This is a genomic window from uncultured Parasphingorhabdus sp. (assembly GCF_963975735.1).
Lineage (GTDB): Bacteria > Pseudomonadota > Alphaproteobacteria > Sphingomonadales > Sphingomonadaceae > Parasphingorhabdus.
Genome location: NZ_CAXBIA010000029.1, coordinates 1 through 14412, shown reverse-complemented (window position 1 = coordinate 14412; position 14412 = coordinate 1). Strand labels below are relative to the sequence as shown.

Annotated in this window: 13 protein-coding genes; 6 read left to right on the top strand and 7 right to left on the bottom strand. The window is 56.5% G+C overall.

Annotation, left to right across the window (positions count from 1 at the left end):
• The first annotated feature begins 198 nt into the window (after positions 1-198).
• Entirely contained in the window at positions 199-1689 is a 1491-nt protein-coding gene (locus AACZ86_RS16330; RefSeq protein WP_339694685.1) for a lipopolysaccharide biosynthesis protein, read from the top strand.
• Positions 1690-1794: 105 nt separating this feature from the next.
• The gene (locus AACZ86_RS16325; RefSeq protein ID WP_339694682.1) at positions 1795-2598 is read left to right on the top strand and encodes a TIM barrel protein; all 804 of its coding nucleotides are present in this window, start codon (positions 1795-1797) and stop codon (positions 2596-2598) included.
• A gap of 8 nt (positions 2599-2606) precedes the next feature.
• Here the strand turns inward: AACZ86_RS16325 and AACZ86_RS16320 are convergent, their stop codons facing one another.
• Positions 2607-3035, bottom strand: a complete 429-nt coding sequence (locus tag AACZ86_RS16320) for a CBS domain-containing protein (protein ID WP_339694679.1) — start codon at positions 3033-3035, stop codon at positions 2607-2609.
• 119 nt (positions 3036-3154) lie between these two features.
• Here AACZ86_RS16320 and AACZ86_RS16315 point away from each other — a divergent pair, with 119 nt between their 5' ends.
• Together AACZ86_RS16315 and AACZ86_RS16310 are read left to right on the top strand one after the other, a co-directional pair.
• Positions 3155-3454, top strand: coding sequence for a hypothetical protein (locus AACZ86_RS16315; RefSeq protein WP_339694676.1), 300 nt, complete (start codon positions 3155-3157; stop codon positions 3452-3454).
• Positions 3447-3866, top strand: a complete 420-nt coding sequence (locus AACZ86_RS16310) for an acyl-CoA thioesterase (RefSeq protein WP_339694673.1) — start codon at positions 3447-3449, stop codon at positions 3864-3866. The genes AACZ86_RS16315 and AACZ86_RS16310 overlap by 8 nt, the downstream gene beginning before the upstream one ends.
• Before the next feature lie 8 nt (positions 3867-3874).
• On the opposite strand, the gene AACZ86_RS16305 is transcribed toward AACZ86_RS16310, so the two are convergent.
• From AACZ86_RS16305 to AACZ86_RS16295, 3 genes are all read right to left on the bottom strand, one after another.
• Positions 3875-5461: a hypothetical protein gene (locus AACZ86_RS16305; RefSeq protein WP_339694670.1), complete on the bottom strand. Its 1587-nt coding sequence runs from the start codon at positions 5459-5461 to the stop codon at positions 3875-3877.
• A 14-nt stretch (positions 5462-5475) separates the two neighbouring features.
• Positions 5476-6861, bottom strand: a complete 1386-nt coding sequence (locus AACZ86_RS16300; protein ID WP_339694667.1) for a DUF4139 domain-containing protein — start codon at positions 6859-6861, stop codon at positions 5476-5478.
• Between the two features lie 64 nt (positions 6862-6925).
• Complete coding sequence (locus AACZ86_RS16295) at positions 6926-8497, bottom strand: DUF389 domain-containing protein (protein WP_339694666.1); 1572 nt, start codon at positions 8495-8497, stop codon at positions 6926-6928.
• A gap of 160 nt (positions 8498-8657) precedes the next feature.
• Here AACZ86_RS16295 and AACZ86_RS16290 point away from each other — a divergent pair, with 160 nt between their 5' ends.
• Positions 8658-9296, top strand: a complete 639-nt coding sequence (locus tag AACZ86_RS16290; protein WP_339694663.1) for a TetR/AcrR family transcriptional regulator — start codon at positions 8658-8660, stop codon at positions 9294-9296.
• On the opposite strand, the gene AACZ86_RS16285 is transcribed toward AACZ86_RS16290, so the two are convergent.
• From AACZ86_RS16285 to acnA, 3 genes are read right to left on the bottom strand one after another with little or no spacing between them, the layout of a single operon-like run.
• A complete protein-coding gene (locus tag AACZ86_RS16285; RefSeq protein ID WP_339694661.1) occupies positions 9293-9823 on the bottom strand; it encodes a VOC family protein in 531 nt (176 codons plus the stop codon). The two genes, AACZ86_RS16290 and AACZ86_RS16285, sit on opposite strands and share 4 nt — an antisense overlap.
• Positions 9820-10473, bottom strand: a complete 654-nt coding sequence (locus AACZ86_RS16280) for a carboxymuconolactone decarboxylase family protein (protein ID WP_339694658.1) — start codon at positions 10471-10473, stop codon at positions 9820-9822. Before AACZ86_RS16280 ends, AACZ86_RS16285 begins: the two co-directional genes overlap by 4 nt.
• 46 nt (positions 10474-10519) lie before the next feature.
• Entirely contained in the window at positions 10520-13204 is a 2685-nt protein-coding gene (gene acnA / locus AACZ86_RS16275) for an aconitate hydratase AcnA (RefSeq protein ID WP_339694655.1), read from the bottom strand.
• 321 nt (positions 13205-13525) lie between these two features.
• Between acnA and AACZ86_RS16270 the strand changes: the two genes are divergently transcribed.
• Positions 13526-14338: a hypothetical protein gene (locus AACZ86_RS16270; protein ID WP_339694652.1), complete on the top strand. Its 813-nt coding sequence runs from the start codon at positions 13526-13528 to the stop codon at positions 14336-14338.
• Positions 14339-14412 lie beyond the last annotated feature (74 nt).

Sequence of the window (14412 nt, the reverse complement as noted above, 5' to 3'; positions counted from 1 at the left end):
TAATTTTGACGACCAGAACAGTGGGGCCCTTCCGAGCCGCGTCGTCCTGATGAAACGTCCTCTAGATGGACGCCCCGATTCCGTCAACATAGTTTTTGCACTTTTGTTTCAAAAATATTCGTATTTGAAGGCTATAGCGGAGTTTCCGGCGATAAGGCGGTATCAAGGGCTTTAAACTTGTTGAAGGAAATCACTTCATTGGACGACGATAGCAACTTCGGAAACCGCGTAAGAAGCGCAGTTTTCTGGCGCTCCGGCACGCAAATCCTGGCACAGGTCATCGCCTGGGGTTCGACTTTGGCCGTAGTCCGGATCCTTGATCCCGGCGATTACGGAATATTTGCCATGACCCAGGTGGTGCTCGTTTTTCTCAGTTTCCTGAACGGATATGGCCTGGCCAGTTCGATCATCCAGGCGGAAAAAGTCGAACCGATCCGGATTCGCCAGGCCTTTGGCATGCTGCTGTTGCTGAACGGCGGGATCGCGATACTCCAGCTGATTCTCGCTTCTTTTGCAGCCGAATATTACCGGCAACCGATAATCGCCGATTTGCTGCGGGTCCAGGCGCTGATCTTTCTCGCCACGCCGTTCATGGTATTGCCCGAAGCGCTGATGACCCGCGAGCTGGAATTCAAGAAGCCCGCGATCATCAATCTCATCTCGGCAGTGGTCGGCGCAACCACAGCGTTATATTGCGCCTATAATGGTTATGGCGTCTGGACATTGGTCTATGCACCGCTGGCGATATTCTGGAGCCGGGCGATCTGCCTCGTCATAGCGGTCAAATTCTATATATTGCCGACCTTCAATTTCACAGGCGCCGGAGCGATGTTCGGATTTGGCGCCACCTTGCTGGCCAGCCACCTGTTCTGGACGATCCAAAGCCAGTCCGACATATTCATCGCCGGCCGTCACCTCGATCCGCATGATCTTGGCCTCTATGCAGAAGCGCTGTTCCTGACGACGATCTTCGCCGCAAAATTTGTGCCGCCCTTGAACGAAGTCGCCTTCCCGGCTTATTCCCGGCTGCAGTCCAACCCCCGCGCCCTGGCATGGTCCTTCCTCAAGGCGATCCGGCTGATCATGCTGATCTCCTGCCCTCTCTATCTCGGCATGGCAGTTACCGCCTATCCGCTGGTCGAAACCCTGTTCGGTCCGAAATGGAACGAAATGTCTCCCTTTGTCGCGATCCTCGCGCTGGCAATGCCGGTGATGACGTTGCAGATATTGTTCACCCCCGCCAATAACGCGCTGGGACGTCCGCAAGTAACCGCGCGGACCAATATGTTCGGCGCGGTCCTGATGCCGGTCACATTCCTGATCGCTATCCAATATGGTGTTTACGGTCTCGCCTGGGGATGGGTTATCGCCTTCCCGATCCTGACGCTTTTCACTTTCTCGCAATCGCATCGGCATATCGGCATCAATGCTCTGGAAATCGGCCAGGCCGTGTGGCCGGGCCTGTCGGCTTCGATCGTCATGGCAGCCATTGTCTATCTCGTCGACCAGATGCTGCCGGAGATGATTGTCTATCTGAGGCTGGCGCTGTTGGTCGCAACCGGCGGCCTCGCTTATCTCGGTTTGCTCTATATATTGGCCAGACCGACACTGATGGAAGTTATCCAGCTGATCGTCCGCCGCAAACCGCCGGAACCGGGGCCGACGATATTGGAATCCGGGACGATATAAGTCCAATATCTGCAAGGCGGGCTATCTGGCCGGACAAAGGCCAGAGCCATCGGCCTCATTAAAATGGCCGTTGCCGGGATGCGATGAAAAGCCGATCCTGGCGGAATGGCTCATATTTTATCTCTCGCCGCAGGCACATTGCCCGAATTTCAACCGGAAGACGTAGCGGACGCTGCGGGGCGGGCGGGATTCAGCCATGTCGGTTTCACTATCGAGCCGGAGAAATGGACCGCGGAGACCCGGCGACGCACGCTTGATGCGATCCGGGCCCATGACCTGTCTGTGCTGGACGTGGAGGTCATATGGATCGCGGAGGGTGGAAAGCTGACCGATGACCATAAGCGGATCATCGACGCGGGAATAGACCTCGGCGCCGCCAATATTCTGGTGGTAAGCTCCGAACCGGATCATGGCCGGACCGCCGACGCCTTGCATCAATTATGCGCATGGGCAGCTCCGGGCAACATACGGGTAGCGCTGGAGTTTCTGATGATCACCGCGGTGCAGTCGATGGACAGCGCGCTCGACATTATCCGGAAGGCCGACCACCCGGCCGCCGCCTTGCTGATCGACACGCTCCATTTCCAGCGGGCGGGCCATGCACCCGCAAAATTGGAAGAAATGGAAGCATGTTTTCTGCCTTATGCGCAAATCTGCGATGGCAATCCCGACTGCGCCGACAGTTTCGAGGCCTATCTCGAAGACGCCATAGATTTGCGAAGCTGTCCCGGTGAAGGAGGCTTGCCTGTAGCCGATATCATAAAGGCGCTACCGACGCATGCAGCGCTCAGCCTTGAAGTCCGCTCCAAGGCCTATCGAGAGCGGTTCCCCGACGCGACCGACCGCGCAACGGCGGTGCGCAATATTAGCCTGAAATATCTGAGTCAGAACAACATAGCCGTTCTATAGGACAGGACCTAGGCCGACTGGATATAATCGCGCATCGCCGCCGCTTCGCTTTCGATTTTATCGATCCGGTATTTGACCAGATCGCCAATCGAGACAAAGCCGACAAGTTTGTCATCCTCGACCACCGGCAGATGGCGAATCCGCCTCTTGGTCATCAATGACAGCGCGCCCATGACACTTTTGGTTCGTTCGACGAAAATCACATCGGATGTCATCACGTCGCGCACCACATGATCCATGGCGGCGTGGCCGTATTTCCGCAGGCAATGGAGCACATCACGTTCGGAAAAAATCCCGACAACGCCTTCTCCATCGAGAACCGGGAGAGCGCCGATGCGTTTTTCCGCCAGGATTTCGACCGCCTGTGAAACCGACATATCTGCAGTACAACTATAAATGTCGGCGCTGCGTCCCTGCAAAATTGTTTGAATGGTCATCGTCCATCTCCTCGCCTCTGATTCTGTTTACTGCACCCGTATAGCATATTTTTGAAATTGATTGGACTTGATGGTAACAGGATTCGCGTCCAATGCACTGGAAACCAACGGAGCCCCCTTTGTCCCAACCTTCCCGCCTTGATGATCCCCTCTACGCCAGCATCGCCTGGTCCCGATATTGGCGGTTGATGCGCGCTATGGGGCTCTTCACGTTATTTTGCGTCGTGGTCACCTTGTCGATCCTCTATTATCTCCACGGTTGGGTCTCGATACATATGTATATTGCTACCGCCGGCGGCATAGCCTTTGCCTTGATGCTGACGGCGGCATTGATGGGACTGGTCTTCCTGTCGAGCGGGACCGGGCATGACGAATCAATCGATGATAAAGCTTTCAAGGACATATTTCCCGATGGGTAATGACGATCTGACCGCACTGGCCAAAATGCAGCCGGTACTTCGTGTCGCGCCGCAGCCGAGGGATCTGAACAACAACGGCCATATATTCGGTGGCTGGGTATTGTCGCAAATGGATATCGCCGGCGGGATCATGGCGGCCAGAGTGGCGCGCGGATCGACCGCGACGGTCGCCATCGAGGCGATGGAATTTATCGCACCGATCCTGTCTCGCGATCTGATTTCGGTTTATGCCCGGGTGGAACGGATCGGACGGACCTCGGTCGCGATCCGGCTCGACGTTATCGCTTCGCGCAATCTGGCAGAAGAACAGGTGCCGGTCACCAGCGGATTGTTCACCTTTGTGGCTCTCGACGAGAACCATCGCCCCAGAATCATTCCGGAAGAATCAAAGCAGAAATATCTGCAACAATGATCTGGCCGCTATTGGCGCAATTTGATCGTGTAGGAAATTTTCGCTTCGTCATTCGCCGGAACGGTCACTCGCCAGATGGGAACACCGTCAATTACGTCGATAGCTTTGACCCGACCGGAAATATCATAGGGAATTTCCATTTCAAAGCTGACCGGATGGTCGCGCGCGTTGGTCACGACGGCCTGCCAGCTTGACTTGCGCTTCGATCGACGCGTCTCGACCACCGACAAGCGCACGTCGGACGAACTGCCCACTTCGACCTCGACTTCGTTATTTATCGCCCGGTCGGGCAAAGCCCCTTCCCCCGCCAGTAGCGGCCCGACAAAACTATTCTCGAAAACCGCGACCCTGCCAGCCGGAAGCGGTACACCCAGTCCGTTTTCCGCATCGTTTTTGCTTCGCAGAATATAGCTGATCGCACCGCTATTTTCATTATAATTGCCGGCATTAGCAACATAGATACGCTCATAAGTGACGCCGGACTGGACGATCATCGCCACCTGCTTCTGGCCCTTGGCGCTAACCGCAACCCGCTCGGGAACCCGATATAATTTGAGATCGCCAAGATCCTCCTGCTCCGCGACCACAACCGCGACCGGCGACGCCATGTCCATCATTTTTTCACTACGTCGCGTCGCAGTGACCATGATCTCCGCTCCCTCGTCGTGGTACATCATCGGCGCCGGAGCGGGCGGAGGCATCGGCGGACGGGACAGGATATATCCGGGATTATAGGGAACCTGATCCGTGCGCTGCATCGGCCAGCAGCGGATGATCAGCGCGCCGCCGGTTGGACGCACCTGATCAGCCCGCCGTTCGCGATTGGGTTCTCCGGCAACCACCATCATATTGGCATTTTCAAAACTCTGGTTGCCGCCATTAGCCACCGTCAGCCAGGCGAACAGATCCATTTTGGCCTTCTCGCCCGCTTCGCGCTGCTTGACCGTCGCGATATAATTGGCCTGCCAGTCAAAACCGGAAGCCAGATAGGTCAGGGTCAGCTTGGCGGTCACCGCCTGCTCTGAAGTGGTCAGAATCGACAAAGTCGGTTTGGCAGACAGACCCGCAGGGATTTCCGAGAAGGTCATCCGTTCCGGCAGGCCGGTACAGCGCAGAGCCTCGAACCCTTCGTCGCTCTCGAAAATCACGCCGCCAGCCGGCCCTGCGGTGATGAACACATCTTGCGTGCGCGACACGCCGGTCGCTTTGTCGGTGCGAGTGATCGAGACCTCGCGTTTGAGATAGGCGTCCACAAGACCTTGGGGCGACAATAGACGCGCATCGCGGTTCTTTTCCCGGACGCCGTTGGGCAAGCCGGTCACCATGGCGCTTTCAGGGAACATTCCTTCGGACACGCCTTCGAAGCGCACCGTCGCGTCGCCGGCGGGCAGTTGCACCGTCCGGGTCTCGGTGATCAGCGCATAGCCTTGCGGCCAATTGGCATTAATCGCTCCGTCCCCTCTTCCGGGCGCGCGGTAGATGGTGATCGACACATCTGTGGGCTCGTCGGAGACGACAAGCTGTTGCGCCGCAAGCGGACTGGCCGGCGAGCATAACGCCAATGCCAGTAAGGCCAGGAGCCGGGAGACGGTCATACCGCTCGACCCGATCAGTAACGGCTGTCGAAAGTCGCGGTCACCGTCACGCTACCATTGGCAGGGACGTTAAGCCGCCATTCCACCTTGTCGGCGGACACCCGTTCGCTTGCCTGGCTTTCCTGCTCGATACCGACATCTCCCCAGAGTCCGGACTGCGCGAGGTCGACCGTGACCGCTTCCGGGCGCGCATTGGTAACCTCGTAGCGCATTTTGCTCCGCCAGCGAGTGGACGAGCGCCGGGTGCGCTCCTCGACGACAGTCTTGACCTTCACGTCAAAGGCTTCGCCGGTGCGGATCGACATTGACGAACCCATGGGCGTCGCCTCGATCTGGCTTTCGCCGATAAATTGCGGATCGCCACGCTTGTCGCGCATATAGACCCGCATGATCCCGGACGGCAGCTGGTCACCAAGACCGCCGGCGCGCGAGGTCGAGAATTTCAGCACCGAATTGGCGCTGGCGGCATCGCGGGTACCCAGCCAGCCATTGGTAAATTCGTAGACCTTGCGCGCGGGCGCTGCCGTAACATCGAGAAAACTGACCTGCTTCTGCTGGGCATTGGCGATCGTGGTCCGCTCGGGGAGCGGATAGAGATAATAATCGCCCAGCCGCTCACGATCACTGGATTCGGTTCCGGCGCTGTCAATCGTGCCGGTCGGCCATTGCGGATAGCTGTTCCGGCCGCCGCCGCTGTTGGGACTGCCTGCAACCAAAAGGGTGTTGGCATTGCGATAATCGGTACCGCTATTATTGGTCAGCGTGATCCAGCCCTGGACATTGATTGTCTGCCTGGCATCGTCAAACAGGGTCACATAATCCGCCTTCCAGCCGAGCCCCGGAGTCAGGTAACTCAGCGTTGTCGGCACCTGCCCGCCCGTCGACTCCAAGGTGATCGATAGCGTTGGACGCGCTCTCAGATTGGGTGGCACGCGATCAAAAATCACTCGCACCGGCAGACCGTCGTCGCGCAGCACTTCGATCGTGTTGCCGATTTTCATTACCACACCGCCGTTGGCCGCGAGTATTTCCGCCCGCACCCGGGTTTCTGCTCCGGTTGCCGGATTGGTCCGGATCAGGGTCACCGTCTGTCCCACAGCCTTTTCCATCAGCTTGGCCGGGGTGAGCAGATCAAAATCGAAATTCTGCTCAACTATGCCGATACCGGGACCGGACAGGGTCACGGTTTCCGCACGGATTTGCGCAGACACATCGGGGAATTGCTGCTTGCTGCGGCCCTTGGGCAGGCTCAGATTACGGACATCCTGCACCAGTGCCTGGTTATTATTGTAAATGGTAACCGAGACGGCACCCTGGGCCGATTCATCCGGTGAGGACTGGCTGATGGCTGGCGTTGCGACGCTCGCCAACAAAAGTCCGGTGAACATGAAATGCCGCATAGTCTGTCTCCCCTATCGAGAATATAAGCTAACCTATTGAAAATGAACCTCGCCTAAACAGTCATCATTCTGCGCTCACGCCCTCTGAGGGGGCCAGCCAGCGCAATCTCACACCGCCATTTGGTGTGACCATCCCGGATTCCTGAGCGATCACAACATTTTTGGCTGTCAAAGCTTCCTTGACCACGGCCCTGTCTGCAGCGGCCCCGTTCATGCCCAACGGCAAGCCAATCCGTCCGTAAGCCCAGATTATCAGATTGAGATTGTTGTTAGACTTCGGGTCCAGCACACCATCGGTGACGATCAATTCCGGCAAGGCGATGGCTGGCGGCTGCAATCTTATGATCCAGCCCTTCGCTCCCGAAGCGACGCGCTGCTCTAGCGCATAATATGATGCCAGCGAGGCACCGGAAAGCGGTTTTGCGACGACCATGGCACGCCGCTTGCTGGTATCCAGCGTCACATCATCCACCGAAACCCCGGCGATCAGAGCAAGATTCTCCCGCAATCTGGTTACCTGGATCTCGGCTTCCTGCGCCTGCTCTCGCATTTTCGCAGCGGCAAGCTCGGCTGAATTCGCATCTTCTCCGGTTTCCACCTTGAATTGATCCAGGTTGACGGAGATCGGCTTTCCCAACGTCCTGCTCAGGACCCTTGAGCTTTGTTCAGCGGCCCCTGCCAGGATCTTCGGCGTAAACACGGTAGCATTAATGACGATCGGATCGGCGTCGAAATCTATTTCTATTTGCGAGACGCTTGAACGTTTCCCGAACTGATCCTTGATATATCCATTAGCCGACCGCGAGACATTGGCTTCCCAGGCTATTTGTCGCAGCGAAAGACCGAGAGGAATAGCAAGCGCTATGAAGACCACGACCATCGCGGCAATTTGAAATTGAGATTGCCGTTCGGAAAGATAGGAACGGAAACCATAGAGCCAGGCCATAGCCGTTGCAGTCAACGCTATCGTCATCAGGTTGGTGAAAAACAGCAGCAACGAACCGCCGAATACGGCCCAGTTGAATGTCGCCAGACCAAAACCGACAACCGCAAGCGGCGGCATCAGAGCCGTAGCAATCGCGACGCCGACAATAGTGCCCATCCGCCCCCGGATCATTGCATAGGCACCGGCCATGGCAGAGAAAAGCGCGACCAGCAGATCAAAAAGATTGGGCCGTGTGCGCGCGGCAATTTCCGCGGTGACGGTTTGCAGGGGCGACAAGGTCACCACCAATCCGGCGAACAATATGGAGATTATCGTTCCCAGGACAATCGCCTTTCCGCTCTCTTTCAACCAGGCAGAATCGCCAACGGCGAGCGCAAATCCCGCCCCCATTATCGGCCCCATCAGTGGCGAGAGGAGCATGGCGCCAATCACGACAGCTGGCGACGAAAGCAATAGACCAAGGATTGCGATGCCGGCCGACATCGAGGTCATGAAGGCGAAATGGGGCGTAAACCCGCTGTCTTCCCGCACTTTATCGATGACTGTTTGCTGATCGACATCGGCGCGCACGACCATCCGCCACCAGCGGCGGAACAAGCTGACACTCTCGGTAACCGGTGCGAATGGACCGGCTGCCTGATTTGATTTTGACTGTTCCGGACTGGTGGTTTGAACGTTATCGTCTGTCATAGCACTGCTTTAGCGCTGAAAAATGATCCCGAATAGACAAACATTACCTCGGGCGTAGTTGAAAAATGAACGGTTTCGTCTTTTATCGCGAAACTGTATCACCTATATATATCACAGCGGCCATAATGCCGTGCCAAGGAGCCTGGAGGGGAGCCATATCATGCCACGTCCCGAAACCGACATCGCAGCAACGCGCCTGAGAATAATCGCTGCCGCCGACCGGATGATCCAGGACCGAGGCGCGATCAGCTTCACGATGAGCGACCTCGCGACAGCGGTCGGCATGTCGCCTTCCAATCTCTACCGCTTTTTCGAGAATAAGGACGCGCTGGCCGAAGCGATGGCAGGAGAATGGTTTGCGGAACTGCTGGTCATCATGGAGGAACTGGTTTCCGCCGACATGCCGGTCGAGGAAAAGCTCTATCAGTTTTTCGCCAAGCGCGTGGTTATCAAGCGGGCACGATATGAAGATGATCCGGAATTGTTTGAATCCTACATGGAACTGGGAAACGAGCATTTTGACGTGATCAAGGGCTATGTCGATCTGGCCGATCATTACATGGCCTCGATTCTCGCTGAAGCAATGGAGAGCGGCTATTTCAAAGGGCTGGAGCTCGATGCTGTCGTATCACTGGTCAACACCATGATGCAGCCCTTTTGCAATCCCCAGCTGATGATGCAGATGATGCATCTGGCAACCGAAGAACGGCTGAGGATCGTGGTCAGCACCATCTTCAGAGGCTTGCAGGCCGATGATGCCCGGCCGGTCACCAAGCCTGAACTGCACGTTGCCAGCTAGGCGTCTTTCGCCAGCCATTGTTTCATCATGGCCGGCGGCGGGGACGGTTTCATCTTGGTTTCGTCCAGCGCTGCCAGGGCGCGCTCGCGATCTTCGTCGGTGAAGCTACCCGTGGTCAGGCAGAATTCGATCATATTGCCATTGGGATCGCGGGTGTAGACCGAGTGGCACCAATTATGGTCGATCTCCAGCACGTCGAGACCGGCCGCATTCCATTTTTCGCGCCAGCCGGTCAGTTGCTCTGCTGTATCCACGGAGAAGCTGTAATGGTTGGTCCCCTGCGGCGTTCCGGCTGCCTCGTTGAGGTCGAATTTATATCCGGCTTCACCGGGAGTTTCCATCAACTCCCAGAAGGCGATGAACCGGCTGTCGTCGCCGTCCATCCGGTAGAAGAAATGCTTTCCCCAGCCGCCGCCCATGACCGGTGCAATCTCGACCTTGACCAGTTCAAAGCCCATCACGCCTTCATAAAAAGCGTGGATCGCCTTCATGTCCTTCGCCGCGAGGGCGAGATGATGGTAGCTCATTGCTTCGCTCCCTTCCGTTTGTCGACCATGCCCATGACATCGGCGGTGGCGCCATCGGGAGCGGGCACTTCGACAACCCGTTCCGGCACATCGTCGAATTCCAGTTTCAGCGCCCGGCTCATCACAGCGTGCATCATATAGGTGCAGGTGATGTAGGTGAGCTCGAGTATTTCGACTTCGCCGAGATATTTGTTCAGCGCCGTGAAAACGCCGTCGGGCACCCTGCCCCGCTCCAGCACCAGGCAATCGGTATAGGCGAGAACCGCCCGTTCGACATTGCTGAAACAGTCGGCAACCTGCCAGTCGGGGATGGCTTTGACCTGCTCTTCGGAAAAGCCCTCGAAGCGCATGGCCTTGCTGTGCTGGGAATAGACAAATTGCGATCCCACCGCATAGCCGGCGCGGATCTGGCCGAGTTCGCGCAGCTTCGGATCGAGCTTGCGATTGGGCGAACGGTAGAAACCGAAGCCCTCGCTGGTATGTTTGAAAGCATCGGGGACCTGCGCGAACACGGTCCACCAGTTGCCCGGCGTGCCGGTTGCCGTGCCCGGTTCCGCCACCGGATCACGATCACCGAACAGCATATTATAGAGACCGAGAACATAGTCGTCGGTCACCTCTGACCGGGGTATTTCGCGCAGTCGGGGCATGGGTCTCTCTCCTATGCCCCGACTATGCACAATATAGCGTGGCGTTCTAGCCTTTCGCGAGATTCCGCAGGACATATTGCAGGATGCCGCCGTTGAGGAAATATTCCATTTCATTGGCGGTATCGATCCGGCAGATCGTCTTGAAGGTCGATGTCGTGCCATCGGCGCGGGTCATTTCGACTTCGACTTCCTGCAGTGGTTTCAGCGTGGCGACACCCTTGATCGTGAAGCTTTCCGAACCGTCGAGGCTTAGAATTTCGCGATCGGTGCCTTCGCCGAATTGCAGTGGCAGGACGCCCATGCCGACGAGGTTCGAACGGTGGATCCGCTCGTAGCTTTCGACGATGACAGCGCGGACGCCGAGCAGGTTGGTGCCCTTGGCCGCCCAGTCGCGCGACGAGCCGGTGCCATATTGCTCGCCACCGATGACAACCAGTGGGGTGCCGTCGGCCTTGTGCTTCATTGCGGCGTCGTAGATTGGCATGACCTGGCCGTTGTACTTGGTGTAACCGCCTTCTTTGCCGTCGGCCATTTCATTCTTGATACGAATATTCGCAAATGTGCCGCGCATCATGACTTCGTGGTTGCCGCGGCGGGAGCCGTAGCTGTTGAAGTCGGCCTTGTTAACCTGATGATTTTTCAGATATTCTCCGGCAGGACTGTCCTCCTTGATCGCGCCGGCTGGCGAGATATGGTCGGTGGTAATGCTGTCACCCAAAAGCGCCAGGGTTTTCGCCTCGATGATGTCGCTGATCGGCTCCGGCGTCATCGTCATGCCCTCGAAATAGGGCGGGTTGGCAACATAGGTCGAGCCCGCGCGCCACTGGTAGGTGTCGCCGCCGGTGACGTCGATCGCGCGCCACTGGGCGTCGCCGTCATAGACATTGGCGTAGCGGCTCTCGAACATCTCGCGGTTGACGAAGCTGTTGACCATGTCGGTGACTTCGGCGTTGGTCGGCCAGATATCCTTGAGGAACACGTCCTCGCCGTCCTTGCCCTGCCCGATCGGCGTTTCATACATATCCTCGCGGACCGTGCCCTTCAGCGCATAAGCCACAACCAGCGGCGGCGAAGCGAGATAGTTGGCGCGCACGTCCTGCGACACCCGGCCTTCGAAGTTGCGGTTGCCCGAAAGCACCGACGCGGCAACCAGATCATTCTCGTTGATTGCCTTGGAAATCGGCGCCGGCAAAGGCCCCGAGTTACCGATACAGGTGGTGCAACCATAGCCGACCAGATTGAAGCCGAGATAGTTCAAGTCCTCGCTCAGGCCCGCCTTGTCGAGATAGTCGGTGACCACCTGCGATCCCGGTGCCAGCGATGACTTGACCCATGGCTTGCGCTGCAGCCCGCGTTCCCGCGCCTTGCGCGCGACCAGACCGGCGGCGATCAGCACCGTCGGGTTGGAGGTGTTGGTACAGCTGGTAATCGCGGCAATCGCGACATCGCCATGGGCAAAGCCCTGGTCGCTGCCGTCGACATCGACCCGCTTGCCGTCGTCATCGACGCCAAAGACCTTCTTGAGATCGCGGTTAAACTCTTCGTCCAGCTCGGCCATCGACACGCGCTGCTGCGGCAATTTCGGTCCGGAGAGCGACGGCACCACGGTGCTGATGTCGAGTTCCAGCGTCTTGGTGTAGATCGCGTCCTTGGTGGTCTCGTCATAGCGCCAGAAGCCCTGCTCCCGCGCGTAGGCTTCGGTCAGCGCGATATCCTGCGCGCTGCGGCCGGTCAGTTCGAGATATTCCAGCGTCTTTTCGTCGATCGGGAAATAGCCGCAGGTCGCGCCATATTCCGGCGCCATATTGGCAATCGTCGCGCGATCGGCGAGCGACAGTTCCTTCAGGCCGGGGCCGTAAAATTCGACAAAGCTGCCGACCACACCGACATGGCGCAGCATCTGCACGCAGGTCAGCACCAGATCGGTCGCGGTAATGCCCTCGGCCAGCTTGCCGGACAATTTGAAGCCGACCACTTCGGGGATCAGCATCGAGACCGGCTGGCCGAGCATCGCGGCTTCCGCCTCGATCCCGCCAACGCCCCAGCCGAGCACGCCGAGACCGTTGATCATCGTCGTGTGGCTGTCGGTGCCGACGCAGGTGTCGGGATAGGCAACCATATTGCCCTCGGCATCCTTCGACGACCAGACCGCCTTGGCGATATTTTCCAGGTTCACCTGATGGCAGATGCCGGTTCCCGGTGGCACGACGGAGAAATTGTCAAACGCCTTGCTGCCCCATTTCAGAAATTCGTAACGCTCCATATTGCGCTGATATTCCAGCTCGACATTATGTTCGAACGCTTGCGGTGTGCCGAATTCGTCGACCATCACCGAGTGATCGATGACCAGATGCACCGGCACCTGCGGGTTGATCTGCTGCGCGTTACCGCCGAGGGCCTTGATCCCGTCGCGCATCGCCGCGAGATCGACCACGGCGGGAACGCCGGTGAAATCCTGCATCAGCACGCGGGCCGGACGATATTGAATTTCCGCCGGGCTTTTCGCTTCCTTCTGCCAGTCGACCACCGCCTGCGCGTCCTTCGCGTCGACGGTAAAGCCGCCATCCTCGAACCGCAGCATATTTTCCAGCAGCACTTTCAGCGTGTAAGGCAGCTTGTCGATATTGCCGAGCTTTTCCGCCGCTTTCGCGAGCGAATAATAGCTGTAGTCGGTGCCGTTGACGGTCATCGTCGAGCGGGTGCCGAGTGAGTCTTTGCCGGTGGTTGTCATGGTGGAGTGTGGCCTTTCGTTTTTTGTTTTTTCGAAGCCCACGCAGCGGGGAGTGCCTAGCCGGTTGAGGGCCGTGGCGGGGGTGGGATTCGGATGTTCGGGAGGGCTTTAGCTGAAGTGTTGGATTTGGGAAAGGGGGGTTTGTCGGGCGGTAGCAATATGGAAGGAAGAGGTTTTATAGAGCGGAAAGTCAAGCCAACGCCTTTAAGCCCTAGAAATTCAAACCTAGGTTAGCATATATGAATTCGATCCATTCTTGCATTGGTGCGAAAAAGGCTTAAGTGTTTTATGCGACCTAGAGGAAATTCGATGTGTCTATAGATGCCTAGTGAAACTGGAAAAGACCTCCAAGAAGAAGCGTCTGGATTTTCACCGATAAACGACGATCATGCCGTCCAAAATGTCGTTTTTGGGCTATCGTTTAGTGACTGGGTAAAACCAGAAGACCTTGGTCAATTAGCTCAGGAATACTTGTCCCTTCAGGAAGAATTGCCGGCATTTCAGCAAGTCGACACCAACGAGGAATTCGGAGTTTCATTGTCCTACAAAAGGCCCGATGCTTCCTCAATCTGGGTTTTCAGGTTTTCAGGTAACAACATCGCTGTGGAATGCACTCGTTACACACGTTGGGACAAAATATCGAATAAAGCGCTCGGCTACATTCTGGCCGCTTGTCGTTCTATAATTGCTCGAAATAAAGAAGTTGAATTTTTTCAAGCCTCATTTCAAGTTATCGATAAATTTGTTACTGCGGATGATACTTATCGACTATCTGGGCTACTAAACAAATGTCCATTAATAGTCCCAAAAGCTTTTGATTCTGGGAGAAGTTGGCATTCTCACACTGGATGGTTTGAAGACAAAGCATCGGATCTGAAAATCCTGAACAGATTGGAGTTGAGCGCAGGCGGTGAAGACTTTTTTGATACAAACATCGGCAAAATCAGCAACCGATCTTTCGTCAAGGTCGATCATCTCCAAGAAACACGAATTCAGACAATGAATGGGACCCAAGTTTTGGAGAAACTTAACGACTTGTTCGCTATGCTTCACATTGGTAACAAAAATACCATGACTGAATTATTGGGCAAACCAATGCAAAAGAAAATTAACCTCTGGTCAGATGATGAATAATACTATTCCAGTTATATCGCCGTCCCAAAAGTATTGGCCTAGCAATCGTTCGTTGAACGAAACTGAAGAGTCTA